Annotated in this window: 21 protein-coding genes and 1 pseudogene; 3 read left to right on the top strand and 19 right to left on the bottom strand. The window is 64.0% G+C overall.

Annotation, left to right across the window (positions count from 1 at the left end):
• Window positions 1-232 precede the first annotated feature (232 nt).
• Window positions 233-556: a KTSC domain-containing protein gene (locus ABIB95_RS32535; RefSeq protein WP_354245503.1), complete on the top strand. Its 324-nt coding sequence runs from the start codon at window positions 233-235 to the stop codon at window positions 554-556.
• Window positions 557-580: 24 nt separating this feature from the next.
• Here the strand turns inward: ABIB95_RS32535 and fabZ are convergent, their stop codons facing one another.
• The 15 genes and pseudogenes from fabZ to ABIB95_RS32460 form a co-directional block, all read right to left on the bottom strand.
• Window positions 581-1,042 (bottom strand): 3-hydroxyacyl-ACP dehydratase FabZ, encoded by a 462-nt coding sequence (gene fabZ, locus ABIB95_RS32530; protein ID WP_028151691.1) that lies wholly within the window; start codon window positions 1,040-1,042, stop codon window positions 581-583.
• On the bottom strand, window positions 1,039-2,106 hold the full coding sequence (gene lpxD / locus ABIB95_RS32525) for a UDP-3-O-(3-hydroxymyristoyl)glucosamine N-acyltransferase (protein WP_354245500.1): 1,068 nt from the start codon (window positions 2,104-2,106) through the stop codon (window positions 1,039-1,041). The genes fabZ and lpxD overlap by 4 nt, the downstream gene beginning before the upstream one ends.
• A 128-nt stretch (window positions 2,107-2,234) precedes the next feature.
• The gene (bamA, locus tag ABIB95_RS32520; RefSeq protein WP_063983033.1) at window positions 2,235-4,775 is read right to left on the bottom strand and encodes an outer membrane protein assembly factor BamA; all 2,541 of its coding nucleotides are present in this window, start codon (window positions 4,773-4,775) and stop codon (window positions 2,235-2,237) included.
• Window positions 4,776-4,949: 174 nt separating this feature from the next.
• Complete coding sequence (gene rseP / locus ABIB95_RS32515) at window positions 4,950-6,101, bottom strand: RIP metalloprotease RseP (protein ID WP_028151694.1); 1,152 nt, start codon at window positions 6,099-6,101, stop codon at window positions 4,950-4,952.
• Window positions 6,102-6,145: 44 nt separating this feature from the next.
• Complete coding sequence (gene dxr / locus ABIB95_RS32510; RefSeq protein ID WP_028151695.1) at window positions 6,146-7,369, bottom strand: 1-deoxy-D-xylulose-5-phosphate reductoisomerase; 1,224 nt, start codon at window positions 7,367-7,369, stop codon at window positions 6,146-6,148.
• 4 nt (window positions 7,370-7,373) lie between these two features.
• A complete protein-coding gene (locus ABIB95_RS32505; RefSeq protein ID WP_354245497.1) occupies window positions 7,374-8,216 on the bottom strand; it encodes a phosphatidate cytidylyltransferase in 843 nt (280 codons plus the stop codon).
• A complete protein-coding gene (locus ABIB95_RS32500; protein ID WP_014494938.1) occupies window positions 8,213-8,971 on the bottom strand; it encodes an isoprenyl transferase in 759 nt (252 codons plus the stop codon). The genes ABIB95_RS32505 and ABIB95_RS32500 overlap by 4 nt, the downstream gene beginning before the upstream one ends.
• Window positions 8,972-9,065: 94 nt before the next feature.
• Window positions 9,066-9,629, bottom strand: coding sequence for a ribosome recycling factor (frr, locus tag ABIB95_RS32495; RefSeq protein ID WP_014494937.1), 564 nt, complete (start codon window positions 9,627-9,629; stop codon window positions 9,066-9,068).
• A gap of 63 nt (window positions 9,630-9,692) precedes the next feature.
• Entirely contained in the window at window positions 9,693-10,409 is a 717-nt protein-coding gene (gene pyrH, locus ABIB95_RS32490; protein WP_354245494.1) for a UMP kinase, read from the bottom strand.
• A 60-nt stretch (window positions 10,410-10,469) separates the two neighbouring features.
• The gene (gene tsf, locus ABIB95_RS32485) at window positions 10,470-11,393 is read right to left on the bottom strand and encodes a translation elongation factor Ts (RefSeq protein ID WP_028169462.1); all 924 of its coding nucleotides are present in this window, start codon (window positions 11,391-11,393) and stop codon (window positions 10,470-10,472) included.
• A 134-nt stretch (window positions 11,394-11,527) separates the two neighbouring features.
• Window positions 11,528-12,523 (bottom strand): 30S ribosomal protein S2, encoded by a 996-nt coding sequence (locus ABIB95_RS32480; RefSeq protein WP_028151700.1) that lies wholly within the window; start codon window positions 12,521-12,523, stop codon window positions 11,528-11,530.
• 219 nt (window positions 12,524-12,742) lie between these two features.
• A complete protein-coding gene (locus tag ABIB95_RS32475; RefSeq protein ID WP_354245491.1) occupies window positions 12,743-15,253 on the bottom strand; it encodes a caspase family protein in 2,511 nt (836 codons plus the stop codon).
• A gap of 175 nt (window positions 15,254-15,428) precedes the next feature.
• A pseudogene (locus ABIB95_RS32470) lies at window positions 15,429-16,213 on the bottom strand (carbonic anhydrase).
• A 325-nt stretch (window positions 16,214-16,538) separates the two neighbouring features.
• On the bottom strand, window positions 16,539-20,042 hold the full coding sequence (gene dnaE, locus ABIB95_RS32465; RefSeq protein WP_354245514.1) for a DNA polymerase III subunit alpha: 3,504 nt from the start codon (window positions 20,040-20,042) through the stop codon (window positions 16,539-16,541).
• Between the two features lie 499 nt (window positions 20,043-20,541).
• Complete coding sequence (locus tag ABIB95_RS32460; RefSeq protein WP_063983028.1) at window positions 20,542-21,261, bottom strand: outer membrane protein; 720 nt, start codon at window positions 21,259-21,261, stop codon at window positions 20,542-20,544.
• A 254-nt stretch (window positions 21,262-21,515) separates the two neighbouring features.
• On the opposite strand from ABIB95_RS32460, the gene ABIB95_RS32455 reads away from it, so the two are divergent.
• Window positions 21,516-21,836, top strand: coding sequence for a DUF3551 domain-containing protein (locus tag ABIB95_RS32455; RefSeq protein WP_354245488.1), 321 nt, complete (start codon window positions 21,516-21,518; stop codon window positions 21,834-21,836).
• Window position 21,837: 1 nt separating this feature from the next.
• Window positions 21,838-22,092 (top strand): DUF3551 domain-containing protein, encoded by a 255-nt coding sequence (locus ABIB95_RS32450; RefSeq protein ID WP_071913454.1) that lies wholly within the window; start codon window positions 21,838-21,840, stop codon window positions 22,090-22,092.
• An 89-nt stretch (window positions 22,093-22,181) separates the two neighbouring features.
• Here ABIB95_RS32450 and ABIB95_RS32445 read toward each other — a convergent pair whose 3' ends face one another.
• The 4 genes from ABIB95_RS32445 to ABIB95_RS32430 all read right to left on the bottom strand — a co-directional run bounded on the left by ABIB95_RS32445 (window position 22,182) and on the right by ABIB95_RS32430 (window position 26,300).
• The gene (locus tag ABIB95_RS32445) at window positions 22,182-22,832 is read right to left on the bottom strand and encodes a hypothetical protein (RefSeq protein WP_354245486.1); all 651 of its coding nucleotides are present in this window, start codon (window positions 22,830-22,832) and stop codon (window positions 22,182-22,184) included.
• A gap of 29 nt (window positions 22,833-22,861) precedes the next feature.
• Entirely contained in the window at window positions 22,862-23,422 is a 561-nt protein-coding gene (locus tag ABIB95_RS32440; protein WP_071913450.1) for a papain-like cysteine protease family protein, read from the bottom strand.
• 114 nt (window positions 23,423-23,536) lie between these two features.
• The gene (locus ABIB95_RS32435; protein WP_354123707.1) at window positions 23,537-24,373 is read right to left on the bottom strand and encodes a phosphatase PAP2 family protein; all 837 of its coding nucleotides are present in this window, start codon (window positions 24,371-24,373) and stop codon (window positions 23,537-23,539) included.
• Window positions 24,374-24,422: 49 nt separating this feature from the next.
• Window positions 24,423-26,300: an adenylate/guanylate cyclase domain-containing protein gene (locus tag ABIB95_RS32430; RefSeq protein ID WP_354245482.1), complete on the bottom strand. Its 1,878-nt coding sequence runs from the start codon at window positions 26,298-26,300 to the stop codon at window positions 24,423-24,425.
• Window positions 26,301-26,853 lie beyond the last annotated feature (553 nt).

Genomic DNA, 26,853 nt, shown 5'->3' with positions numbered 1-26,853 from the left:
CGCCATGCGCGCCGACAAGACTGACCTCAGCTTCGAAGCAATGATCCACCTCACCGCCGCCGTGATAAATTCAAGATGAATCCAAACAGGCCCTAAAGCACGATGAAATTGGGATGAATCATCATCGCGCTTCAGGCTATTGTTTAAGCATGATCCTTTCGGAAAACCGCTGCACCCTTTTCCGGATCATGCTCTAGCCCTTCAACGCCTTCATGTGGAGCTTGAAGTCATCGTGGTCAGGGCCCTGGCAGTTCTGCTCGCACAGCTCGTAGCTGCCCCGATCGTCTCCGAGACGGTCGAGACCGGCGAACGCCATTTCGTCGATCTCGGGACGTTCGAGTGCCGCGACATCACCCGCAGCACGGTGCTTCAGCGGGTCTGCTACGACCACGCGCGGCAGGACCTCATCGTCGCGATCGACGGCCAATATGACCGCTATTGCGGGGTCGCGGCCGAGACGATCGACAGCCTGCTCGGCGCACCGTCCATGGGCCAGTTCTTCAACCGGAATATCAGGCGCGAGACGGCCGGCAGCCGTTACGGTTGCGGCGCATAATCCATTTCCGCTGGTTTGAGCCGCTCAGTCCGTCAGCATGGCGCCGACGTCGGCTTCGGCAACGATCTGGCCGTTGACCTTGGCGTCGCCGTGAAACCACCACATCGCCTTGCGGCGGCCGATCGAACGCATGTGATATTCGATGGTGTCGCCGGGCAGCACCGGCTTCCGGAACTTGCACTTGTCGATGGTGAGGAAATACACCGCGCGCGGCTTCTCGGTGCCCTCGACCGAGGTGATGCCGATCACGCCCGCGGTCTGCGCCATCGCTTCGATCATCATCACGCCGGGATAGACCGGGCGTTCCGGGAAATGCCCCTGGAAGGCCGGCTCGTTGAAGGTGACGTTCTTGATGCCAATGCCGCTGTAATCGGCGCGGATATTGATCACCCGGTCGATCAACAGCATCGGAAAACGGTGCGGCAGCGTCCGGAGGATCGCGTTGATATCCACCAGCTCGAATTTGATCGGTGATTCCTCCGTCATTCCCGTCCCTCGTTCTTCGGATCGGCCCTGCTGTCGCGTACCAGGCGCTCCACCGCGATAATTTCCTTGAACCACTGCTTGGTCGGCTTGGCGAAAAAGCCGCCCCAGCGTCCGTTCGGCGGGATGTCGTCCTTGACGCCGCTCATCGCGGTGACCTGGGCGCCATCGCCGATCTTGAGGTGATTGTTGATGCCGACCTTTGCTCCCAGCGCCACGTTGTCGCCGATCGTCAGGCTGCCTGCGAGCCCGATCTGGGCCGCCAGCAGGCAGTTCCGACCGATGGTCACATTGTGGCCGATCTGGACCTGGTTGTCGATTTTGGTGCCCTCCCCGATCACGGTGTCGCGCAGGGAGCCGCGATCGATGGTGGTGCCGGCGCCGACTTCCACATTGTTCTGGATCAGCACGCGGCCGGTCTGGGGCACCTTGAGATGGCCCTCGGGGCCGAAGAAGATGAAGCCATAGCCGTCCTGGCCGATCGAGCAGCCGGGATGGATCAGCACGTTGTTGCCGATCAGCGCGCACTGGATGGCCGTGCGGGCGCCGACATTGCAGTCCCGGCCGATCTTGACGCCGGGACCGATGACCACGCCGGCCCCGATCACGGTGCCGCCGCCGATCTCGACGTCAGGGCCGATGACGGTCAGGGGATCGACGATGACGTCGTCCTCCAGCCGGGCCGAGGGATCGATAATGGCCGACGGCGCGATGCCGTCATTACCGACCCAGGACTGCGGACGCAGCGCGTCGCCGTGCCACTCCCGGGCGAGCCCGACAAAGGCGCGGAACGGCTGCGCCACCCGCAGCACGGCCACATGCGCGGGCACCTGGGCCTCGAAGCGCGGACTCACCAGGCAGGCCCCGGCCTTGGTCGCCTTGAGCTCGTCGGCATATTTGAGGTTGTCGAAGAACGCCAGATGCATCGGGCCGGCTTCGTCGAGCGAAGCAAGACCGGTAATGACGTGACCGCCCCTGGCGGGGTCGACGAGCTGCGCCTTGGTCAGCGCGGCAATGTCAGCCAGCGCCGAGGCCGGCGGCTTTTTGAAGAAGGTCGGCTGCGCCATTCCACCCCATCGCGGTCCGGCTTCGGCATGAAGCGGTCAGGCCGCATCATGCCTTATCTCACGGATTGAGCACGATCTTTTTGGAAACCGGCCCCAACAAGGGGCCGGCTCATGCCCTGCTGATCGAATTAGAACGAGGTGCCGCCGCCGAACCTGAACTGCTGCACGCGATCGAACTGGCCCTTGGTGAGCGGCACGGCGTAGTCGAACCGCAGCGGACCGAACGGCGACTGCCAGATCAGGCCAATACCAACCGACGAACGGACGACATTGCCGTTGTCATACACCAGGCCGGTACAGGTTCCCGCCGAGGGCGGGTTGATGGTCGACGGCGTACAGTTCGAGTTCCTGGTCGTGGTCATTTCGTTGGTCAGCGACCACGTCGTCGGGCCCTGATAGTCGAAGAGGCCGCCGGCGTCGGCGTAGACCGCGCCCTTCAGACCCACTTCCTTCGGCAGGAACCAGAACGGCATCTGCAATTCGAACGAAGCGCCCCAATACTTGGTACCGCCAAGCGCGTCTTGCGTGCCAAAGGGATTCAAATCGCGCGGACCGATGCCGTTTGGAGCAAAGCCGCGGACCAAGTTCGGGCCCATCTGGAACTGATCCAGCATGCGGATATCGTTGTTGCCGATCTTGTTCAGCATACCGCCCTGAAGGTGAACGAGGCCGACGATGTCGGACACCAGCGGAGCGTAGTACTTCGCGTCGACGACGGACTTCAGGTAGGTGACGTCGCCGCCCACGCCGGCGAAATCCTGACGGAAGTCGACGAGCAGACCGTCGGTGGGGTTCTTGTTGTTGTCCAGCGTGTTGTAGGTCAGCGTGTAGCCGAGCGCCGAGGTCAGGGTCTTGCCGCCGGCAAGCTCCTTGCGGACCGGCAGCGAGGCTTCGCCGTCGGAGTAGCAGCCGAGACCGCCGGTCGAGGTCAGATCGATCGGCGGCGTTTGCGATGCGGCAAAGGCCGGGCTCGGGTTGAAGGCCGACGAACCGAGGACGTTGTTACAGTTCGCCAGGTAGGACGGCAGCGTGATTTCCTGCTGGTAGATCGAGTAGCGCAGCTGGAGCGACAGATCTTCACGCAGGCTGAAGCCGAGGCGCGGGCTGAAGCCCAGCGTCTTCGTACCGTAGGAGATGTAGCTGTTGGAGAGCTGCTGACGCTGATAGAGGTCGAGACCGAGCGCGACGCGGTAGTCGAGCAGATACGGCTCGACGAACGACAGCGAATAGCCGCGCGCATACTGGCCGTAGGTCACCGACGCCTTGGCGAACAGGCCGCGGCCGAGCAAATTGCGCTCGGAGATCGAGACTTCGGCGAGCGCGCCGTCGGTCGTGGAGTAGCCGCCCGAGACCGAGAAGTCGCCGGTCGATTTCTCTTCGAGATCGACGATCAGGACCACGCGGTCGCTGGAGGAGCCCGGCTCCGTCGTGATCTTCACGCTCTTGAAGTAGTCGAGGTTCTTCAGGCGGCGCTCGGCACGGTCGACCAGCGCGCGGTTGTAGGCATCGCCCTCGGAGATGTCGAACTCGCGGCGGATCACGTAGTCGCGCGTGCGGGTGTTGCCGCGGACGTTGATGCGCTCGATATAGGTGCGCGGGCCCTCGTCGATGTTGAACACGACGGCGACGGTGTGCGCCTCGAAATTGCGGTCGCCGCCGGGACGGACCACGGCGAAGGCATAGCCGCGACGCGACGCCTCGATCTGCATTTCCTCGACCGACTTCTCGACCGATTCGACGTTGTAGAGCGCGCCGACATTGACGCGCGAATAGTTGCGCATCGTGGTCGGATCGAAGTTCGGAATGGAGGAGCGGAAGTCGACGGTGCCGACGCGGTACTGCGAGCCTTCCTCGATCTTGAAGGTGACGTTGAAGCCCTTCTTCTCCGGATCGTATTCGGTGAGCGCGGCGACCACCTGGACGTCGGCGAAACCGTTCTTGAGATAGAAACGGCGAATCAGGTCACGGTCGGCCTCGACGCGATCGGGATCGTAGAGGTCGTTGCTGGCGAGGAAGCTCAGCAGGTTCGATTCGTGCGTCTTGATGACGTCGCGCAGGCGGTAGGACGAGAACGCGTTATTGCCGACGAACTCGATCGACTTGACGCCGGTCTTGGCGCCCTCCTCGACCGTGAAGATCAGGTCGACGCGGTTGTTCGGCTGCTCGATGATCTCGGGCGTGACGCGGACGTCATAGCGACCCGAGCGGCGGTAGATTTCGGCGATTCGCAGGGTGTCGGACTGCACCATGGCGCGGGAGAAGGTGCCGCGCGCCTTGGACTGGACTTCAGCGGTGAGCTGCTCGTCCTTGACCTTCTTATTACCTTCGAACGCGATGCGGCCGATCACCGGGTTTTCCACCACCGAGACGATGATCTGACCACCGGAACCGCGATTGATTCGCACGTCCTGGAACAGGCCGGTCTCGATCAGGGCCTTCAGGCCGTCATCGATGGCGCCCTGATCCAGGCGGCCACCCGGGCCCGGCTTGAAATAGGAGCGGATCGTCTCCACCTCGACACGGCGATTTCCTTCGACGGAAATCGACTGGACGGTCTGAGCAAGCGCAGACGAAGACACAAAACCAGCCCCAACCGGGGCAAGCACCGGCGCGCCGAACAAGATCAGGGATGCGAGCAAGCCCCCCCGGAGTCGCAGTCCAAACTTCATTGCGCAACGCGCCCTTATCAGTACCAGACCCAACCCCAACGCCGGTCCGGGAGATTCCCCAAGTTCGAAGCCGCTTGTAGCCAATTTCCCCGATGTCGCAAACGGCCGCTGACACCGTAATTTCAATTTCATTCCAAGACGTTGCTCATGAGCAACGCCACAAAAAAGCCCGTATCAGGAAGCTGCCATCCGCAAGATGTCGTTATAGGTGGCAAACACCATCAGCATCAGCACCAAACCGAGCCCGATTCGGAACCCCATCTCCTGAGTCCGCTCGGACAGGGGTCGGCCCCGGACCACCTCCGCCGCGTAGAACATCAGGTGACCGCCATCGAGCAGCGGGATCGGGAACAGGTTCAACAGCCCGATCGACACCGACAGCACCGCGCACAGATTGATCACGAACTGGAACCCGGCGCTGGCCGCCTGCCCCGACATCTTGGCGATGCCGAGCACGCCGCTGACCTCGTTGGGATTGCCTTGTCCGACGAACAGCGAGCCAAGGAACTTGAAGGTGCTGGTGATGATGAACCAGACCTGCTCGACCCCGATCTTGAGCGCTTCGCCGACGCCGACCGGCGTGGTCGAGGCCTCGCCGGCCTGGGACTTGTGCTCGACGCCGAGCACGCCGAGGCGGTGGCTGTTGCCGAACGGATCCTTGCGCTCAAGCAGCGCCGGCGTCGCGGTCAGGGAGACGATGGCGCCGTCCCGCTTGACCTGGAAGGCAAGCGCCGAACCCGCATTCATCGCAACGATTCGCTGCATGTCGGCAAAGCTCTCGATCGGCTTGCCGTCGATCTGCACGACGACGTCGCCGATCTTGAAGCCGGCCGTGGCCGCAGCGCCGTCGGCGACGACGCCGTCGACGCGGGCGATCGTGCTCGGCTTGCCGTAATAGAGCGCCATGGCGGCGAAGATCAGTGCGCCCAGGATGAAATTGGCGATCGGTCCGGCCGCAACGATGGCGGCGCGCGGGCCGACCTTCTTGTGATGGAAGCTGCCGGCGCGCTCCTCGGCCGTCATGGCCGCGAGCGTCTCGGCCGACGGGGTCGAAGCCTCGCTCTCGTCGCCGAAGAACTTGACGTAGCCGCCGAGCGGGATCGCCGAGATCTTCCAGCGGGTGCCATGGCGGTCGTTGAAACCGACCAGCTCCGGTCCGAAACCGAGCGAGAAGGTCAGCACCCGAACGCCCGCCCAGCGCGCGACCAGGAAATGGCCGAGTTCATGGAAGAACACGACGATCGTCAGGACGAACAGGAAGGGAACCGCGTAGCCGAGGAGCCCATGGCTCAACGTATTGAAACTATGGACGAAAAAGTCGATCATCGAATTCCCTCATCCAGCGCCGCAAGGCCCTGGCCCCGTGCCATCTAGGATGCCTTTAAGGCAATTTGAGGCAATAGGGCGGCAGCTCTATTTCGCGCAACATGGTCAACAGAGATTGCATCGTCGGCGGACGTCAGGGGAGCCTGGTTCCCGCCGCGAATCCAGTCGTCCAGCGTCGCCTCGACCAGCCGCGCGATCGCGCCGAACCGGATCTTGCCGGCAATGAAAGCGGCGACCGCAACCTCGTTGGCGGCGTTGTAGACGGTGGTCGCCCCCTTCCCGGTCCGGAGCGAATCGAAGGCCAGCCGAAGCCCAGGGAAGCGCTCGAAGTCCGGCGCCTCGAAGGTCAGCTGGCCGATCTTGGCCAGATCGAGCTTGGCCGCCGGCCCCTTGATGCGATCGGGCCAGCCGAGGCAGTGCGCGATCGGCGTGCGCATGTCGGGAGAACCGAGCTGGGCCACCACCGAACGGTCGGAGAACTCGACCATGCCGTGGATGATCGACTGCGGATGCACGAGGACGTCGATCTCGTCGGGCGAGAGCGCGAACAGATAGGATGCCTCGATCACCTCGAGGCCCTTGTTCATCATCGAGGCGGAATCGATCGTGATCTTCTGGCCCATGCTCCAGTTCGGATGCTTCAGGGCCTGCTCGAGGGTCGCCTGCTCGATGTCGGCGGGCTTCCAGGTCCGGAACGGCCCGCCCGAGGCAGTGATGATGACGCGGACGAGTTCGTCGCGGTTGCCTGAGCCGAGCGCCTGGAACAGCGCATTGTGCTCGGAATCGGCCGGCAGGATGCAGGCGCCCGCTTTCGCCGCGCGCTGCATGAAGAAATCGCCGGCGCAGACGAGACATTCCTTGTTGGCGAGCGCGACATGCGCGCCGCGATCGACCGCGGCCAGGGCCGGCTTCAGTCCGGCGGCGCCGCTTACGGCGGCCATCACCCAATCGGCCGGACGCGCGCCGGCTTCGATCACAGCGCTTTCGCCCGCGCCGCATTCCGTGCTCGTTCCCGCGAGCGCAGCCTTGAGCTCGGCGAACTTGGACGTGTCGGCGATCGCGACGTAGCGCGCGGAAAACTCCTTGGCGAGCTTGGCCAGCGCTTCGACATTGCCGTTCGCCGTCAAGGCTTCGACGCGATAGCGCTCGGGAGAGGCGCGCAGCAGATCCATCGTGCTGTCGCCGATCGAGCCGGTGGCGCCGAGAACCGTGACACTGCGGACGGTCGACGCCGCAGCCTTGTTGTTACGCAATGGGACCGCGCTCATATCCTCACCAAACCATAAGACCGCTTCCGGCGCTATGCACACCATGGCGGAGAAAGCCGATAATCCATGCCATCAGGATGGCGGCAACAAAACCGTCCAGACGGTCCAGTAGCCCGCCATGGCCGGGAATCAAGTGACTGGAATCCTTGACGCCGAAGCGCCGCTTCACCGCGGATTCGAACAGATCGCCCGCCTGCGATACCACCGACAGGATGGCGCTGACGAGCAGCAGTGGAACCGCCTTTCCGATCCCGCACGCCGCAAAGCCGGCCGCAACCAAAAGGCTCGCCGCAAAGCCGCCGAGCGCCCCGGACCAGGTCTTCTTCGGGCTCACGCGCGGCCATAGTTTCGGTCCGCCAATGCTGCGTCCGGCGAAATAGCCGCCGATATCGGTCGCCCACACCACGAGCAGCACGAACATCAGCGCGGCGAACCCGTTGACGAGATCCTGCCGGACCAGGATCGAGGCCAGCAGCGCCGCCGATGCGTAGGCGAAGCCGGTGGCCGCCCAGATGAACTTGGCCCGCGCGATCACCGTCACCATCGCGCCGCCGATGAGGCCGGTGATGATCGCGGTCTTGAGCGCGCCGAAGGCGACGCAGGCCCCCATCATGGCAATGACGATCGTCCCTGCCCCGGTCAGTGCAGCAGACCCCGCGCCCACCACCATCAGCCATTCCGCGAACAGCCCGATCGACACCAGCGTGACGAGAAGCGCCCACAGCCAGCCGCCGGCATAAGCGAGCGCAATAGCGAGCGGCGCCAGCACTAGCGCTGCGAGAACTCGCATCACGAGATTGCTCGGGGCAGGCTTCTCGCCCGCCGATGCGGCGTCGGGTTCGCTCACGAGGCGTTTTTCGCGACCAGACCGCCGAAACGGCGCTCGCGTCTGGCGAATTCGGCGATCGCGCCTTCCAGCGCCGCCTTGTCGAAATCGGGCCAGTGGATCGGCACGAAGACCAGCTCGCTGTAGGCGGCCTGCCACATCAGGAAGTTGGACAGCCGCTGCTCGCCGCTGGTGCGGATGATGAGATCGGGATCGGGGATGTCGGGCGCATCGAGATGAGCCCCGATCGTCTCGGCGTCGATCGTTTCAGGGGCGCGCTTGCCGTCTGCGACTTCTCGCGCAAGCTTCTGCGCGGCTTTCGCGATTTCCTGCCGCGAACCGTAATTGAAGGCGACGACCAGCGTCAGGCGCGTGTTGTCGCGCGTCAGCTCCTCGGCCTCGTTGAGGAGTGCGCAGATGTCGCTATCGAGTCCGTCGCGCTCGCCGATGATGCGGACCTTGACGCCATCGCGGTGCAGGCTCGCGAGATCGTTGCGGATGAAGCGACGCAGGAGACCAAACAGATCGCCGATCTCGCTCGCCGGGCGCGACCAGTTCTCCGAAGAGAAGGAGAAGATGGTGAGATAGCGGATGCCGAGCTCGTGCGAGGCACGCACCACCCGGCGCAGCGCCTCGACACCGCGGCGATGCCCTTCGGCCCGCGGCAGGCCGCGCGCGGCGGCCCAACGCCCGTTGCCATCCATGATGATGGCGACATGCGCAGGCGCGTCGGACCGGTCGGGTCCTTCGGTTGCTGGCGCGGCGGCGTTGGACATGAAGGCGGCCCCAAAAGCATGATCCGGACAAGTGCGACGCGGTTTTCCGAAAAGACCATGCGCGAACAATAACCTAAAGCGCGATGATCGCGCTTTAGACGGTGAGGATTTCTTTTTCCTTGGCAGCCAGCAACTGGTCGATCTCGGAGATGGTGCCGTCGGTCGCCTTCTGCACCTCGTCGGCGTGACGCTTCTGATCGTCCTCCGACATCTCGTGATTCTTCTCGAGCTTCTTGAGGACGTCGAGGCCGTCGCGGCGGACGTGACGCGCGGCGACCTTGGCCGCTTCCGCGTATTTGTGCGCGACCTTGACGAGCTCCTTGCGACGCTCTTCGTTGAGCTCGGGGATGCGCAGGCGCAGCACCTGGCCTTCGGTCGCGGGCGACAGGCCGAGATTGGAATCGACGATCGCCTTCTCGACCGGCTTGACCATCGACTTGTCCCAGACCTGCACAGAAATCAGCCGCGGCTCCGGCACGCTGACGGTGGCAAGCTGGTTGAGCGGCATGTGGCTGCCGTAAGCCTCGACCTGCACCGGGTCGAGCATCGAGGCCGACGCGCGCCCCGTGCGCAGGCCGCCAAGCTCGTGCTTGAGGGCCTGGACGGCGCCCTGCATGCGACGCTTCACTTCGTTGAGGTCGAAATTACCCGTGGCCATCACGTTTCTCCTTCAAAATCCCGGCGACCCACTCCGCGCCCCTCAGGCGCGACCGACGAGCCGTCAGCCGGCGACGACGGTTCCGTGGCCGCCGCCACGCAGCACAGCGCCGATCGAACCCGGCTCCGCGATCGAGAATACGATGATAGGCAGCAACGTCTCGCGGGCAAGCGCGAAGGCGGTCGCATCCATCACCTTGTAGCCGCCCTCGATCGCCTGCGAATGCGTCAGCCGGTCGAATCGCGTGGCGGTCGGATCCTTTTTGGGGTCGGCCGAGTAGACGCCGTCGACATTGGTTGCCTTCAGCACAGCCTCGGCTCCGATCTCGGCGGCCCGCAGCACCGCGGTCGTGTCGGTGGTGAAGAACGGATTGCCGGTTCCGCCCCCGAGCAGCACGATCCGGCCCTCGGCAAGGTATTTGTGCGCCGCGGCGCGGGTGAACAGCTCGGAAATCTCGGGCATGACGAAGGCCGACAGCGTACGTGCCGGCGTGCCCTTGCGCTCGATCGTCGCCTCCAGCGCGAGGCAGTTCATCATGGTGGCGAGCATGCCCATGGTGTCGCCGGTGGTGCGCGACACCCCTTGCGAGGACACTTCGACGCCGCGCACGATGTTGCCGCCGCCGATCACCACCGCAACCTCGGTGCCGAGCTGGCGGGCGGCGATCAGATCGTCCGCAACCCGGTCGAGGGTCGGCTGATCGATGCCAAAACCCTGCTGCCCCGCGAGATACTCGCCGGACAGCTTGATCACGACGCGACGATAGACCGGATCAGTCATGAGCACTTTCCCCGTCCGGGCGCCGCTTCCGGCGGCAAGCCGGAAGGAACGTACCGGCGCTTACTTCTTGCCGCTGGCCGCTGCGACCTCGGCCGCGAAGTCGCTTTCCTGCTTCTCGATTCCCTCACCGAGAGCATAGCGCACAAAGCCCGCGATCTTCACCGCGCCGCCGACCTTGCCTTCGGCTTCCTTCACCGCCTGCGCCACCGACTTGCCGGTGTCGTGGATGAAGGCCTGCTCAAGCAGGCAGACTTCCTTGTAATAGGTCTTCAGGCCGGACTCGACGATCTTCTCGATCACGTTCTCGGGCTTGCCCTGCTGGCGATATTTGTCGGCGAGCACGTCCTTCTCGCGCTTCACGACCGCCGGATCGAGGCCGGACGGCTCGAGCGCGAGCGGGTTGGTGGCCGCGACATGCATCGCGATCTGGCGACCGAGGGCTGCGAGCTCATCGGCCTTGCCGGGCGATTCGAGCGCGACGATCACACCCATCTTGCCGGCGCCTTCGACGACGGCGCCGTGGACGTAGCTCGACACGACGCCCTGCGTCACTTCGAGCGAAGCTGCGCGGCGCAGCGTCATGTTCTCGCCGATGGTGGCGATCGCGTCGTTGATTGCGGCTTCGATGGTGACGTCACCGACCTTGGCGGCCTTGATCTTCTCGACATCGGCGCCGACGTCGAATGCGACCTGGGCGACCATCTTGACGAGGCCCTGGAACTGGCCGTTGCGCGCGACGAAGTCGGTCTCGGAGTTGACCTCGACCACGACGCCCTTGGTGCCCTTGGTGAGCGCTCCGATCAGGCCTTCCGCAGCAACGCGGCCGGACTTCTTGGCGGCCTTCGACAGGCCCTTCTTGCGCAGCCAGTCCTGCGCCGCTTCCATGTTGCCGTCGTTTTCGGTGAGCGCGGCCTTGCAGTCCATCATGCCTGCGCCGGTGGACTCGCGCAGATCCTTGACCATCGCAGCTGTGATCGTTGCCATCGTTGAAAATCCTTCTTGCCTGCCGGTTTGCCGCGGCGTGGCATCAAACAGCCCCGCCGCGGTCCATCTCAGGAATTCGCGTCAACTGAAATGGTGGCCGGACTTATATCCGGCCAACCCATCGCTCTTTTTGACTATTCCGCTTCCGCGGTCAGCGCCTTGGCCTTGGCCACCCAGGCATCCGCGCGGCTCGGCAGACCGACTTCTTCGCCGATCTTGTGCGCGGTGTCGTGATCGAGCTCGGCGAGCTGCCAGAAGTGGAAGATGCCGAGGTCGTTGAACTTCTTCTCGATCGCGCCCGACACGCCCGGGAGCTTCTTGAGGTCGTCGGCGGTGCCGCGCGGACCGGCGAGGCCCTGGAAGCCGCTCGAGGAAGCAGCCGGCAGCTCTTCGGCGACCGGACGAGCCGAGGCGCCGATGTCGATGCCCGAATCGCCCTGGGCGCGCGAGATGCCGTCGATCGCCGCACGTGCGATCAGGTCGCAATACAGCGCGATCGCGCGGCCGGCATCGTCATTGCCCGGGACCACATAGGTGATGCCCTTGGGATCCGAATTGGTGTCGACGATCGCGGCGACCGGGATGTTGAGCCGCTGGGCTTCCTGGATCGCGATGTCTTCCTTGTTGGTGTCGATCACGAAGATCAGGTCGGGCAGACCGCCCATGTCCTTGATGCCGCCGAGCGAGCGATCGAGCTTGTCGCGCTCGCGCTGAAGCGTCAGGCGCTCCTTCTTGGTGTAGGAGCTGGCGTCGCCGCCGGACAGCACGTCATCGAGATGACGCAGGCGCTTGATCGAGGCCGAGATCGTCTTCCAGTTGGTCAGCGTGCCGCCGAGCCAGCGCGAATTGACGAAATACTGCGCGCAGCGCTTGGCAGCGTCCGCGACGCCGTCCTGCGCCTGGCGCTTGGTGCCGACGAACAGGATGCGGCCGCCCTTGGCGACGGTGTCGCTGACCGCCTGCAAGGCGGTGTGCAGCAACGGCACGGTCTGCGCGAGGTCGACGATGTGGATGTTGTTGCGGGCGCCGAAAATGAACGGTGCCATTTTCGGATTCCAGCGGTGAGACTGGTGACCAAAGTGCACGCCAGCTTCGAGGAGCTGACGCATGGTGAAATCGGGTAGCGCCATAGTTTCAATTCTCCGGTTGGTTCCTCCGGAAACGTGTGAGCAAAACGGAGCGTTCTCGCCCCGGTTGCCACCGGACGGCCTTGTGAGCCATGTTTCCGTGTGAGATGGGGCGCTATATAGCGCCATTTCGGCCAGAAGCAAGGAAATAAGGGCCTTTCGGGGGCTGTTTTCGCCTCCCGAAGGCCCTCTTCCGTAAAGACCACGCCAGCCCGCAAAGACCTAGCACTTGGGCTGGTTCGGCGGGCACTTTTTCGCCGCCGGCGCCGCTGGGTGCGGCGGAGGTGCCGCTGGACGCGGCGGGGGCGCGACGGCCATCCGCGGCGGCGGTGGTGCCGGCCGGGCGACCGGCGGTGGCGGCGCCGGCCGCGCCATGGGTGGAGGTGCAGGCCGGGCCACCGGCGGAGGCGCCGGCCGTGCAACGGCCACAGGCGGAGCCGCTCGGGCTGGCGGAGGCGATGCGACATGCGGCGGCGGTGCCGGGCGAGCGGCGGGCGGTGGCGGCGTCGGCCTCGCCACGGCCTGCGGCCGCGATGCTGGAGTTGACGGCGACGGCCGGGCGGCCTGCGCCGGAGGGGTCGCGGGCAAGTTCTGCGGTTTGACCGGCTCGCGCGCGGCCGAGGGCGGCGGCGTGATCGGCTTGCCCGCGGCGCCCGAGGGCGTGCCGGGCGGCGTGCCCGCAGCAGTTGGCGGCGCGCCAGCCGGCTCACGGGTTGCAGACTTGCCGCCAGCGGGCGCGCCGCCGGCCGGGGTCTGAGCAACCGGCGGCTTCGGCGGTTGGCCGGGCGCAGCCGGGTTCGCGGTGGGCGCAACGGTCGTCGGAGTGCCGGCCGTTGGCGCGCCAGGATGGGAAGGCAGCGTTGTGCCGGGCGCAGCCGTGGTTGGCGCCCCCGGATGCGTCGACGGGGGCGCACCGGGTGCATTTGCCGTCGGCGCCAAGGGCCTGCCGCCAGGCGACGTCCCTGCCCCGGCAGGCGGCGACGGCGGCCCGCCTTGGGCGCCGGGAACCGGCAGCGTGTTGGTCTGTGGCAGCCTGGTCGGCGGTGCGGCGGGGGGCGTGCCGGTCGGCGCGACATTGGCCGGCGTCCCCGGAGGTATCCCCGGCCTCGCTGTCGGCTGGACCGTCGCGCTCGGCGGCATCGGCGCCTTGCCCTGCTGGATCAGCGCGGCGCGCTGCGTAGCGGCTTGCGGCAACATTGGCGCTACCGGGTTGGCGCGGTCGGCAATCGCCGGCCTCAGATTGCCAGGCCCGGTCCCTCCTCCCGCTCCCACGGGCGGGGCGGGCGGCCGGTTGATCACGGTGTTGATGACCGTGGTGTTATGGATGTTGTTGAAGACGATGTTGTTCGGCGGCGGCGCGACATAGATCGGCGGCCTGACGAACACCGGGATTGGCACGAACAGCGGCTGCGGCAGCACGAACAGGCCGACCACGGGCAGCGGCGGCTCGAGCACGATGAAATCCGGCGGCGGCGGCGGCAGATAATAAACCGGCGGCGGCGGTGGCGGCGCGAAGCCGAACACGGGGTCGCCGAACAGCAGCACGGGACGGTCGACATAGACGATCTCCTCGGGCGGCGGCGGCGGCACGTCATAGTCCATCATCGCGAAAGTCGGCGGCGGCTCGAGCGGCGCGGTCAGGATTGCAAGCCTGCGCCGTGCATCGCCGGCATGCGGACCGCGCGAATAACGACGCAGATACGACCAGTAGGCGTCCGGCGTATCGGCGCGATAGGTCCGCCGCCAGGTGATCGCCTCGCGGCGCGCCGCGACGATCGCCATCACGCGCTTCGACATCGGATCACCGGGATAGGCCGCGAGAAATTCTTCGTAGGCCGGCAACGTGTCGCGCTCGAGCGCGGCCGCATAGGCGTCCTGCACGCCGAGATCGCGGATCGGCTTGTTGCGGATCGCGGCAACTTGGTCGGGCGCGGCCTCCGGCGGCGGCGCATCGGGCCCGCGCTCGAAGAACGAGAAGGGCGCCGATATCTTCGCCTCGTTCCACGGCACCTGCGCGCCCTTGCTGGCCTCGTTGACGCGCAGACGAACGCGGTCGAACACCTCGGCGAGCGGCAGACCGCCGGTACGAATCATCTCCGCCAGCGATTGCGCATAAATGCCGTACGGGCCGGGCTCTTCCGGCGCGACCGTGCCGGGCGCGGCGTTGAAGGCGATCAGCATGTTCGGATCCGGCTCGACCAGCGCCAGTCCGCTCGCGATCTGCTGGCCGCCCTCGATGAAGGGCTGCGCGCGCGCCGCATCGAGCACGACGATGTTGGCCTTGAGCGGAATGGACGCGAGCTGGCGAGCGTAGTCGCTGATGCGCAGGCCTTCGGTCGGAATGTCGGTGTCGCGGACGATGTTGGAATCGACCGGGATGAAATAGTTCTCGCCCGCAAGCTGGACGCCATAGCCGGCAAGATAGATCATCGCGACGGTGCCGGGACCCGAGGCCTGCGCCTTCTGGATGAAATCGCGAAGACTCTTGCGCAGCGTGTCGCCGTCGAGATCGCGCGCGCCGACCACGTCGAAGCCCGCCGCTTGCAGCGTCTGCGCGATCAGGCCGGCATCGTTCGCGGTCGTCGCCAGCGGCGACTTGGCGTAGGCGCCGTTGCCGACCACGAGCGCGATGCGCTTTTCCTGCTGCTGCGCGCGCGCCGGATCGGGCGCGGCCGCAGCGAACGCCAGGATCGGCAAGAGAAAACAGATGAAGGCCTTGTAGGTCCCACGCATGGCTTGCTTGCCCGCTATCGTTGTTGAGCTGCCACCGTACATGAGACGCGCGGCCGGCTGAATGGCTCTTGAACGAAATGCGCGGATTGAGGCGGCGGCATGGCGCCCCCGCCCCATCAAGTCCCTGCGTCAGGCCCGCGTAAGCCTCGCGACCGCGCTGTGGCGCGAACCTCGCTCAGCCCTGCGCGATCAGATCGACTGTTCCCGTGGTGAGCCGGTAGATGCCACCGACGACCTTCAGCTTGCCCTGCTCCACGGCCGCATTGAGGATCGGCGCGGCCGATTTCAGCTTCGCGACGTTGTCGATCACGTTCTGCCGGATCGCCTTGTTGAGCACGTCCCCGCCCTGCTGCATCGCAGCCTTTGCGGCGGGCGCAATCGCATCGACCAGCGAGGGAATGTGGCCCGGCGGCGACGTGTTGTCCTTGATTGCCTTCAGCGTCGCATCGACCGCGCCGCAGGCATCATGGCCAAGCACGAGGATCAGCGGTGCGTTGAGCACGCCACCGCATATTCCATGCTGGCAATGGTTTCGGTGCCGGCAAAATTTCCGGCGACGCGGCAGACGAAGAGATCCCCGCGGCCGCTGTCGAAGGCATATTCCGGCGCGATGCGTGAATCGGCGCAGCTCAGAACCGCCGCGAACGGATTCTGTCCACCGGCCAGCGCCTCGCGCTCGTGCTTGAAATCGTGGCGCCGCGCCACACCGTCGACATAGCGCGCATTGCCCTCCATCAGCCGCTTCAGCGATGCGTCGGGCGACAACACATTCTGCGGCTTGGGTGGCTGCTTGGCCTCCTTTGCCAAGGCGCCGCTCGCGAAAGCTCCGCCGGCGAAGGCCATGCCGAACGCAGCGGCGCCAAACAGCATCGCGGATCGCCGCGACGGCGCGATGTCTCGATGCAGAGATTCATGATGCAGAGATTCATGATGCAGAGATTCAGAGCACTTGTCGCACATGTGACGTTTCCCCAGGTACAGTGGACGAATGGAAGCGTCGCGATGATAGGTGCATCGATGTGAAGAAATCACCAATCATAAATGATGCAACTGATGATTGCTGCAACGCGAACCATGCTGCAAAGCCGAAGTGACCGCTCGCCTCACGCGCAACGACCGCACAGAGCTGCGTCCATCTGCATATATTCGAGATCGGCTGCGAAAGCATGATCCGGAAAAGGGCAGCAATTCTCACTCACCACAAACGGGGCACGCGTTTGTGGTGAGATCATACGCTAACGCCGATCCCAAGCACGATGACGATTCTTCCAGATCTCATCGTGCTTTAGAGCTGCTGCACGTCCACGACGCCCGCGACCGCCTTGATCGCGCCGGCGATCTGCGGCGAGACCTTGAAGCGGCCCGGCAGCTTCATCTCGACCTCGGTCTCGAGGTCGAGCATCATCACCAGGGAGACCTCGCCGTCGCCGTTCGAGCGCGGCGCGATGCCGGGACTGCCGACTTTTGGCGCGGCGCCGTTCGAGGCCGCCATGTCGGGTCCGGCCAGTCGCTTGGCGATCGACTCCAGCGGCTTGGTGTCGCGCACGAAGATGCGCAGGCCCTTCTGTGTCTTGGCGGCGGCGTCATCGAGCGGCTCGGCATGCAGCACGCGGGCGCGGACGTCCTCGCCCTGCAATTCCGCGCCCAACTGGAGCAGCACGGCGGCGCCCGGCTCGAGCACATCGCGGTATTGCGCGAGGCCTTCGGAGAACAGCACCGCCTCGAAATGGCCCGTGGGATCAGACAGCCCCATGATGCCCATCTTGTTGCCGGTCTTGGTGCGCCGCTCCATGCGCGACACCACGGTGGCCGCGACCTTGCCGGCGGTGGCGCCGGTCTTCACCGCACGCGAGAATTCGGCCCAGCTCTGCACCCGCAGGCGCTTCAGAACCATCGCGTAATCGTCGAGCGGATGGCCCGACAGGAAGAATCCGATCGCGTCATATTCGCGGCGCAGCCGCTCGGCCGGCAGCCAGGGCTCGATCTGCGGCAGCATGATGGTCGGCGCGTCCGCCGACATGCCGAACATGTCGTTCTGGCCGATGGTCTCGGCCTGATGCGCACGCTGGCAGGCGGCCAGGATCGAGTCCGCGCCGGCAAAGACCCGCGCCCTGTTCGGCTCCAGCGTGTCGAAGGCGCCGGCGGCGGCGAGGCTTTCGATGATGCGCTTGTTGATCGCGCGCGGATTGACCCGCGCGGCGAAGTCGGCGAGCGAGGTGAACAGCCCGCGCCTGGTCCGCTCCTCGATGATCTGCTCGATCGCCTGGATGCCGACGCCCTTGAGCGCGGCGAGCGCGTAATAGATCGTCTTCTCGCCGACCTCGAAGGTCGGGCCTGAGCGGTTGATGTTCGGCGGCTCGACCTTGATGCCGAGGCGCTGCGCCTCGGAACGGAATTCGGAGAGCTTGTCGGTGTTGTTGAGATCGAGCGTCATCGACGCCGCGATGAACTCCACCGGGTAATGCGCCTTCATATAGGCGGTGTGGTAGGACACCAGCGCGTAGGCCGCCGCGTGGCTCTTGTTGAAGCCGTAGTCGGCGAACTTTGCGAGCAGCTCGAAGATGGTCTCGGCGTGCCCCTTCGGCACGCCGTTCCTGACCGCGCCGGCGACGAAGATGTCGCGCTGCTTGTCCATCTCGGCGCGGATCTTCTTGCCCATGGCGCGGCGCAGCAGGTCGGCGTCGCCGAGCGAATAGCCCGACATCACCTGCGCGATCTGCATCACCTGTTCCTGGTAGATGATGACGCCGAAGGTTTCCTTCAGGATCGGCTCCAGCACCGGATGCAGATATTCCGGCTCCTCGTCGCCATGCTTGCGCGAGCAATAGGTCGGGATGTTCGCCATCGGGCCCGGGCGATACAGCGCCACCAGCGCGATGATGTCCTCGAAACGGTCGGGGCGCATGTCGACCAGCGCGCGCCGCATGCCCTGGCTTTCAACCTGGAACACGCCGACCACCTCGCCCCGCGCCAGCATCTGGTAGCTTTCGGCATCGTCGATCGGCAGCGTCGCGAGATCGATGTCGATGTTGCGCGGCTTCAGGAGCTTCACCGCGACGTCGAGCACGGTCAGCGTCTTCAGGCCGAGGAAGTCGAACTTCACGAGCCCGGCCGGCTCGACCCATTTCATATTGAACTGGGTCACCGGCATGTCCGACTTGGGATCGCGGTACATCGGCACGAGTTCGCTCAAGGGGCGATCGCCGATCACGATGCCGGCCGCGTGCGTCGAGGCGTGGCGGGTCAGGCCTTCGAGGCGCTGCGCGATGTCGAAGGCGCGCGCCACCACCGGGTCTTCATCGCGGAACGCCTGAAGTTTCGGCTCGCTCTCGATCGCGGCGGCCAACGTCACCGGCGCGGCCGGATTCTGCGGCACCAGCTTGGTCAGCTTGTCGACCTGGCCATAGGGCATTTGCAGCACGCGGCCGACGTCGCGCAGCACGCCGCGCGCCTGCAGCGTACCGAAGGTGATGATTTGCGCGACCTGGTCGCGACCGTAGCGCTCCTGGACGTACCTGATCACCTCGCCGCGGCGGTCCTGGCAGAAATCGATGTCGAAGTCCGGCATCGAGACGCGTTCCGGATTGAGGAAGCGCTCGAACAGCAGGCCGAACTTGATCGGGTCGAGGTCGGTGATGGTCAGCGCCCAGGCGACCAGAGAGCCGGCGCCCGAACCGCGCCCCGGTCCGACCGGAATCCCCTGGCCCTTCGCCCATTTGATGAAGTCCGAGACGATCAGGAAGTAGCCCGCGTATTTCATCCGCATGATGACGTCGAGCTCGAACGCCAGGCGCTTGTCGTAGTCCTCTTCCGTAGTGCCCTGCGACAGGCCGTGCACGCGCAGGCGGTTGGCGAGCCCCTCCTCCGCCTGGCGCTTGAGCTCGGCCGCCTCGACCGACGCGGCGTCGGAGCTTGCGGCGGCGCCGACCGTGAAGAACGGCAGGATCGGCTTGCGCGTCATCGGGCGGAACGAGCAGCGCTCGGCGATCTCCACCGTCGAGGCCAGCGCCTCCGGAATGTCGGCGAACAGCACCGCCATCTCGGCGCGGGTCTTGAAGCGGTGATCGGGCGTGAGCTGAAGGCGATCGGTCTCGGCGATCAGCCGTCCGCCGGCGATGCAGAGCAGCGCATCGTGCGCCTCGTAATCGTCGTTCGAAGCGAAATACGGCTCGTTGGTCGCAACCAGCGGCAGGCCTTTTGCGTAGGCAATGTCGATCAGCCCGCTTTCGACGCGGCGCTCCTTGTCGATGTTGTGGCGCTGCAATTCAACATAGAGGCGGTCGCCGAACAGGCCGGCGAGACGCTCGCAGCGCGTCGCCGCAATTTCGGCCTGCCCGCTGGCAAGCGCGAGCGAGATCGGCCCGTCAGGGCCGCCCGTGAGTGCGATCAAGCCTTCGGTCTCACCGTCGAGCCAATCGAACTTGATGAACGGCGCGTGGCTGTCAGGCGATTCGAGGAACGCGCGCGAGTTCAGCCGCATCAGGCTGCGATAGCCGCGCTCCTGGGCCGCCAGCAGCACCACACGCGACGGCAGCAGCGCATTGCGCGCGTTGGGATCCTGGTCGCCGAAATCGATCGCGAGCTCGCAGCCGACGATCGGCTGGATGCCGGAGCCCGCCATCTTGTCGGAGAACTCCAGCGCGCCGAACATGTTGTCGGTGTCGGTCAGCGCCAGTGCGGGCTGGTGGTCTTTCTTCGCAAGCTCGGCGAGCTTGGCAATCTTGATCGAGCCCTTGAGCAGCGAATAGGCCGAGTGAACGTGAAGGTGGACAAATCCGGCGCTCGGCATGGTCGCGTGACGGCCTCTTGCAGATGAGATGGAGCGGTCGCCGGCTCCAGGGGGGATCATGAGGACATCTTCCGCCCACCCAGCCGACTCGCCTCACAATGGTGGGGCGTCACCGCTTCAGAGTCCACGCCGGAGCCACGAAACGGCCGCGTCGTCCCGCTTTTCCCCAAGGGCACTCCTGAGGGGGCAAGTCGGGTTCCCGAGCATCGGCTTACAAAACCGAGGCTCTAGAGCTGCGGAATCACCTGCGCCCAGATTGCGATCATCCCGACGAACAGCGAGATCGAGGCGAGTGCGGCGGCTTCTTCCACGAAAATCCTGAACATGGCTTGCTCCATCACCAGAACGTATGAAGAACATTGTTCTCATTTCGTTCTTGAGAGTCAAGCCGTGCGAGCTCTCTCGAAAAGTGATGGTTAACTCGCTGAATTCACACAACAAAAAAGCCCCGGCGCAAGGCCGGGGCTTTTCGACGATCGCTCGAAATGAGCGACCAGTCTCAGTAGCGACCGATCATCGGGCCGCCGAACTTGTAGTTCAGGCGGACGAGACCCATGTCGACGTCCTGACGGATGCGCTCCGAGCCGGCGAAGCCAGCGAAGGTCACGTCCTTGTCGGACAGGAAGATGTGGTTGTACTCGACGCCAACCGACCAGTTCGGCGCGAAGCCGTACTCGAGGCCGGCACCGACCGTGCCACCCCAGCGGCTGTCGCTGGACGAGGAGAGCAGCGCGCCCGCCGTGCTGGAGATCTCGTACTTGTTGCTGACCACAGCCGCACCGCCCTTGACGTAGACCAGGACGTTGTTCCAAGCGTAGCCAACCTGACCGGTGATCAGACCAAACGCATCGATCTTGGTGCGGTTGCGGGTGGCGAACAGCGCGCTGGTGTTGTCGCCCGAGAAGTCGGCCCAGTTGCCCTGGCCTTCCACGCCGAACACCCACTGGCCGGACTGCCAGCGATAGCCGATCTGGCCACCGACCGTGCCGCCCGTCGCATCGTGCGAACCTTCGCGGCCAACGCCAACGAAATCCCAGGTCGCGTGCGACGAACCGCCGCCGCCGTTGATGCCGATGTAGAAGCCGCTCCAGTCATAGACGGTCGCGATCATCGCGGGCGCCTTGGTGTAAGGCCGCGCAGCGAGGTCAGCAGCCAGCGCCGGCGCAGTCGCGCTCAGCGCGACAAGGCTCACGGCAGCAAGCAACAGATTCTTGTTCATTTGATTCCCGTTCCAGTTTCGTCGTTAGGCCCCCGGGCCGTAGGGCCGTCATATCAGCGCTCGACGGAATTGCTGTAACCCCGACGCAACAGTCGGGGCCAAAGGGCTGTGCTGCGTTAATGAATGTTTAGCAGCGCGCGCGGGAAACCCTTTGGAACAAGGGTTTTCATGAGTTCCAATGTCGACTACACGACGTATGTTGCATCTGTGCCTGGACACCTGATGCACGCACGATTGTGTGATTGGAGATTGAGATGCGCAGACAGATTGCCTTCCCCATTGTCGCCACATTTTCGCTCGCAATCGCCACATTCGCGCTCACGCTGAGTGCAAGCACGCCCGCACGCGCATTCGGCACGCATCACGCGTTCTGCCTGACCGGCCAGGAATGGCCGGGGCTGAGCAATTGCACGTTCGACAGTTACGCACAGTGTCAGGCAAGCTCGTCGGGCCGCGCGCTGACCTGCATCGCGAATCCGTATTTCACGGGCCAGAGCGACGATCCCTACGCCTATCAGAATCGTCCGCGCGCGCAGACACCGGGCTATTCACCCGGCTACTACCCGCCGCGCTGAGATGCGCCGCGCCCGCTTCGCGCTCGTCGCCACCGGCCTGCTCTTCTCGGGCGTGCCGGCGCACGCGCAGACCTACGATCCCAGCTATCCCGTCTGCATGCAGATCTACGGCCCGGTCGGCTATTTCGACTGCCGCTACACTTCGCTCGAACAGTGCAGATTTCTCGCCGTCGGCCGCTCCGCGAGCTGCGCCGTGAACCCGTACTTTCCGCAGAAGAGGTCAAAGGCTCCCCGGCGGCCGAAGCAGGCCGACTAGGCGTGCTCCCATGCCGGGACTTGCCAACTTTGACGCCCTTGCGAGCTTAACGCACTTGCGAGCTTTTCCATCGCGCCGACATTGCCCGCTCACCCTCTCGTCGCGTATTCGGAAGTTACTTTCCGAGCGAGGTCTTGCACGACAGCCAAGAACGCAGCCGACGCCATCGGCCGATACGGCTCCAAGGCCTGGTCCGAGGGCGGTAACGTCAGCAGCAGGTCCGCATCGCCATGACAATCTTGATAATCTTGCAGCCAGAGCGCTGTCACATGGACCGCCGGCACGGCGAGCAAGAAAGCCTCGAAGCGTCCTTCCCGAACTTCAGGAAGCTTCTCGGCACGACGGATCGCCTCCGACGTCGCCGCCACAAACGGCCCTTCGTTCAGGTCACCCAGTTCATACGTCGTCTCATACATCGTCGCTGCCGACTTCACGATTGTCGCAGCAGCGATCGGCTCCTGTTCCTCCCCTCCCCCATCATCAGCGGCGGTGCGCCGCTTCGCTTCAATCACAAGAAATCTCCAATTGCCTAGCTTCGCAGCCGCTCTGAGTTTGTCTGCGCGACGGATCTTGCCAAAAGCCAGATAGGCAATGCGATGCGGCAGGGAAATGAAGACCGCGTCGCGGTTGGCAGTGGAAAGCCTTGATCGCGGGAATTTCGGGTTGCCCACCCGGCTGGCCACCGCTCGCTTCACAGCTACGACCGCAGCCGCCGGAGGATCGCTGGGATGAATTGCCATCTTTTCTCTCCTTTCGCGGTGGCGAGGTTCTAGACCGGGGCCTTGGTGAAGTAAGTGTCCGTCCAGACACCTTTGGCGTCCTGATAGTTTGAGCAAAATCGATCAAACTGGATCTCCGGTGTTAGGCCGAAAAGGGGATCCTCGATGACCAGGCTGTCGGTATCCTCCAGATATCCGACGATCGCGACGAAGTGCGCCGGTCCCTCCTCATCTTCGTCTCCCGACCAGACCGTGCGAACACAAATGGGTCGCCCTGCACTGATCTCCTGCTGCACCTCCATTCGTGTCGCTCGTTGGTCGAGGGCCAACACGGCGAGGCAGCGGACTCGGTTGAGCGGTGATCCGAGAGAATGCGTCACATCGAATTCCAGGCCCGGCGTGCCGCAAGGGAAATCACAGCAATCATGCCGGTTCAATTCAAGGTCGGCGATGCGGCACTGCGTGAAAGTACTGGTCTCGTCGTAATAGCGCGAGATGCTGGAAGCGACGGCTGCCCAGCACCAATTGATGTGACACTGATGTTGCATCGTGAAATCTGGCGCCAACTGAATCCGTGTCCTTTCGATGACGGAAATTTCTTCCACACCCATTGCAATACCTCGTGGTTGAGATCGATTGGTCCAACTTCAATTCCTTGTGGCCGTGCGGAGCGCATCCTTGCAAAATCCAAGGATGCGATCTCGGCTGCGGCATTAGGCACTGTTCTAATGCTCTTGTTTTGCCGCCTCGGTCACCGCATGGAAGGTGCTGCATTGCTGGAGGTACGGAAACACGGCTTCAGCAATGGCCTTCCCGGCAGCCGTGTCACTCGGGTAGTGGACGCCAGCGATCTCGCGATTCTTCCCGATCCGCGCGGCCAGCGCCCTCAGTGCACTCTTGGCACCGGGGATAATCTCTCCCAGCGCCAGTGCCATCAGATGACTCTCCAGCGAATGTCCGCTCGGATAGGAGGCGTGCCAGGGCGACGCGACCATTGGGAAAAGCGCCGGACACACCTGTTGCGGCCGCCCGCGATTGAACCTGAGCTTGTAGTAGACGGCGACCATCAGCCCAACATGATCGGCCATCTCCAGAATCTTGATCGTATTTGGATGCGCAGACGGCGAAAGCATGAGGACCTGCGCAAAATAGCCGACAAGCCTCACGTCCTGATCGACGATCTCATCTGCCAACCTCTTGCGACGATCCATCGACGCCCCAAGCAGTTCATCGATCTCGCCGAAAATCACATCGTGATCCGTTGGCGGGCCGGCGACAGTGATGGTTTGCCAATCGGTCTTGGCAAATTCGAGCAATGCGATCTGGGCAAAAAAGTCAGGGCGCCAGGCAGACAGCGGGAATGTCGCCCCGTAATTCAAGCTACCGGGCAGGACTCCGACGAAACTCTCGAAGATCGGGAAAGGACGCGGGGGAATTCCACCACCAACGTAACCGCCGCTGACTGCGCCGTTTCCGCCACCACCGCCGCCGCCGCCGCCTCCGCCGCCTCCGCCACCGCCGCCACCACCGCCACCACCGCCTCCTCCTGCAACACCAGGCATTGTGCTCTCCATCGAGGGGCTAATAATTTGAACCGGGCTCCTGGCCCCATCAATCCGGCAACCCAGCTGCTCCTAATCGCTCGACATACAAAGACCCCTGGGGCTCCTTGAACGGACAACGGCGCGCATAGTCCGATACCCTGAAGCCGGGCAGGATGTTCTTATGGTGCTGCGAAACCTGCCGCGCTTCCTCCAGGCGACCAACCGCGACGAGGCTTGCGGCGAGGACGCGCGCGGCGTTTCCAAAACGCGGGCTGAGGGTCAAAGACTTCTTCGACCAGCGAATGGCATCGTCAAACGTTCCGTTCAGATAATGATTTTGGCCGAGCAGGCAGAAATTGAAAAAGGCCTGTTGGCCAAGTGGTGAAAGCCGGATGGCGCGCTCCGCACGGGCGATTCCGGTTGAAGCATCGCCGATGAACCCGGGGGTCCCGCTCCCGAACACCCATGCCCACGAATTGCTGGGGGATATGGCAAGAGCCCGCTCACACAGGTCCAATCCGCTGTCGTAGTCACGAAAGAACATGCTCTTGCCGTGCCCCTGTATCGCGAGCGCGAGAGCATTTTGCGGGTCTCTTTCGATGGCACAATTGGACAGTCGGATCACGTCGGCCGAATCCGCATCGAAATCCGACGACCACCCCTCCGCGATCTTGAAATTGTGCCACTTCGCAGCGAACGCGTACGGCGCCGCGTATTCGGGGTCTTCCTCGCTGGCTTTCTCGAGCAGCCCTTTGGCGCGCGAGAAGCTCGCGAAATCGAATTTGTAGAGCAGCTCAAGCGCCCGCAGGAGATAGTCATACGCATTGAGGCTCTTCGGCGGCTTTCGCAGCGCCCGCTTGATCTCTGCGCGACGCACATAGGCGGCGATCTTCTCAACGACACCAATGGCGATCTCGTCCTGGACTTCGAAAACGTCCGCAAAGTCCGTGTCGTATTTCTCGGCCCACACCACGGAGCCAGTCGCAACATCGACCAACTCGACCGAAAACCGGAATCGCTTGCCCGATCGGCGAACGTGACCGCTGACGTAATAGCGAACGCCAAGCTTCTCGCCGATTTCGACGGGATCGATCTCGCGCTGACGAAACGGCATCGTCGACCCGCGAGACACCACCAGGAGCTCCTGAATATTACTCAGGCTGACAATGATGTCTTCGACGAAGCCTTCGGCAAAATAGCTGTCGTCGACCTCCGAAGAGCTGTTCGCAAACGGAAGAACGGCGATCGAAGGCAGTTTGGTTCGTCTCGAGGATTTGGTGGAAGCGCCGATCACCGTGCGGCGGTCCACTCCCGGCGAGAGCAGGAGAAAGGCATGAACCGGCCGCGACAGGTTCTTGAGATGAAGCTCACCCAGGTCGTCAAACTTGAATTCGCTCAGATCGGCGACTACTCGCAAAAGGGCCGACGACACCACAACGCCGCCCGCGGGAGCGACAGACTGCAAGCGTGCTGCGATATTGACGCCATGGCCGTAGACATCGTTCAGATCAAAGATGACAGGCTCCCAATGGACGCCGATGCGAAAGGCTATGCGGCGCTCGGGAGGTTGCAAGGTTTCAAGCCCGGTGACTTCACGCTGCAACTCGGAGGCACAGCGAAGGGCATCGAGCGGGCTCTCGAACACCGCGACGAAGCCGTCGCCGGTGTTCTTCACGATCTCGCCTCGTCGACCGATCAAGGCAGGATCGATGACGCTCACGCGAAGAGCCCGATAGCGACTATGCGTCTCGACCTCAGCAGCTTCCATAAGTCTGGTATAGCTGACGACGTCCGCCACGAGGACGGCGCGGAAAGGTCTTTCGAATTCGAGGATCGTTCCTACTTGGGAATTAAAGTCCTGTTCGGCAGCACCAACCAACCTCGCACCACTGTCGTTGGCGGTGTTCGGCGACGACGGGGGGACGCTCGTAGGCTCCGACTTCATTGATCCCTCAGCGGCGAATAAAGCCTCTTGCCGAGCAGAGTCTCGTCGTTGAACCAGTCTGCAACACGCTAAACGCAATTCGGTTGAGGCGCTACCAAAATCACCCGAATGGCTCGGAGCGGCAGCGCCACAACAAGTGGCGGCGGAGAGTAAAAGGGCTTCTTCGGATTACCTCATCTTGGCGATCAGCGGCTCGCGCTGGAATAAGGCGCCCGATCAACGCACTCTACCTTTCGAATTCCTTTTGAATTCCTTATGAATTCCTTCTGAATTTCGACAGCATTCGCGAATTCCCACTTGCACCGGGCCCCGAAGTGGAAGCCCTCGCGCCGGGCGCGATGGCAAAAGGTCGCGCCGACCGCCTCAACCGCCAATACGCTTTGCTGCAGCTATGCAACTGTTTTGCCCTCAAGCGAGTCGACCCCGTCTGTAGAGTGGATAGCGAAAGTCGCGGGAAGGCCGAAGCGCACCGATGAAGCCACAGGCTGGTGCGCGACGCGTCCGGATGGCGCCACACTTAAATCGGGACGCTGATATGCGGCATGCCTTGCAT

Source organism: Bradyrhizobium sp. LA2.1 (assembly GCF_040547725.1).
Lineage (GTDB): Bacteria > Pseudomonadota > Alphaproteobacteria > Rhizobiales > Xanthobacteraceae > Bradyrhizobium > Bradyrhizobium barranii.
Note: the sequence above shows the minus strand (reverse complement) of the source record. Positions and strands in the feature narration are given on the sequence as shown.

What these genes read in the sequence shown, in the direction of transcription:
- fabZ (WP_028151691.1), bottom strand. Translation starts at nt 1,042, where the DNA reads ATGACGGAGGAATCACCGATCAAATTCGAGCTGGTGGATATCAACGCG.
- lpxD (WP_354245500.1), bottom strand. Translation starts at nt 2,106, where the DNA reads ATGGCGCAGCCGACCTTCTTCAAAAAGCCGCCGGCCTCGGCGCTGGCT.
- bamA (WP_063983033.1), bottom strand. Translation starts at nt 4,775, where the DNA reads ATGAAGTTTGGACTGCGACTCCGGGGGGGCTTGCTCGCATCCCTGATC.
- rseP (WP_028151694.1), bottom strand. Translation starts at nt 6,101, where the DNA reads ATGATCGACTTTTTCGTCCATAGTTTCAATACGTTGAGCCATGGGCTC.
- dxr (WP_028151695.1), bottom strand. Translation starts at nt 7,369, where the DNA reads ATGAGCGCGGTCCCATTGCGTAACAACAAGGCTGCGGCGTCGACCGTC.
- ABIB95_RS32500 (WP_014494938.1), bottom strand. Translation starts at nt 8,971, where the DNA reads ATGTCCAACGCCGCCGCGCCAGCAACCGAAGGACCCGACCGGTCCGAC.
- frr (WP_014494937.1), bottom strand. Translation starts at nt 9,629, where the DNA reads ATGGCCACGGGTAATTTCGACCTCAACGAAGTGAAGCGTCGCATGCAG.
- pyrH (WP_354245494.1), bottom strand. Translation starts at nt 10,409, where the DNA reads ATGACTGATCCGGTCTATCGTCGCGTCGTGATCAAGCTGTCCGGCGAG.
- tsf (WP_028169462.1), bottom strand. Translation starts at nt 11,393, where the DNA reads ATGGCAACGATCACAGCTGCGATGGTCAAGGATCTGCGCGAGTCCACC.
- ABIB95_RS32480 (WP_028151700.1), bottom strand. Translation starts at nt 12,523, where the DNA reads ATGGCGCTACCCGATTTCACCATGCGTCAGCTCCTCGAAGCTGGCGTG.
- ABIB95_RS32475 (WP_354245491.1), bottom strand. Translation starts at nt 15,253, where the DNA reads ATGCGTGGGACCTACAAGGCCTTCATCTGTTTTCTCTTGCCGATCCTG.
- dnaE (WP_354245514.1), bottom strand. Translation starts at nt 20,042, where the DNA reads ATGCCGAGCGCCGGATTTGTCCACCTTCACGTTCACTCGGCCTATTCG.
- ABIB95_RS32460 (WP_063983028.1), bottom strand. Translation starts at nt 21,261, where the DNA reads ATGAACAAGAATCTGTTGCTTGCTGCCGTGAGCCTTGTCGCGCTGAGC.
- ABIB95_RS32455 (WP_354245488.1), top strand. Translation starts at nt 21,516, where the DNA reads ATGCGCAGACAGATTGCCTTCCCCATTGTCGCCACATTTTCGCTCGCA.
- ABIB95_RS32450 (WP_071913454.1), top strand. Translation starts at nt 21,838, where the DNA reads ATGCGCCGCGCCCGCTTCGCGCTCGTCGCCACCGGCCTGCTCTTCTCG.
- ABIB95_RS32445 (WP_354245486.1), bottom strand. Translation starts at nt 22,832, where the DNA reads ATGGCAATTCATCCCAGCGATCCTCCGGCGGCTGCGGTCGTAGCTGTG.
- ABIB95_RS32440 (WP_071913450.1), bottom strand. Translation starts at nt 23,422, where the DNA reads ATGGGTGTGGAAGAAATTTCCGTCATCGAAAGGACACGGATTCAGTTG.
- ABIB95_RS32435 (WP_354123707.1), bottom strand. Translation starts at nt 24,373, where the DNA reads ATGCCTGGTGTTGCAGGAGGAGGCGGTGGTGGCGGTGGTGGCGGCGGT.
- ABIB95_RS32430 (WP_354245482.1), bottom strand. Translation starts at nt 26,300, where the DNA reads ATGAAGTCGGAGCCTACGAGCGTCCCCCCGTCGTCGCCGAACACCGCC.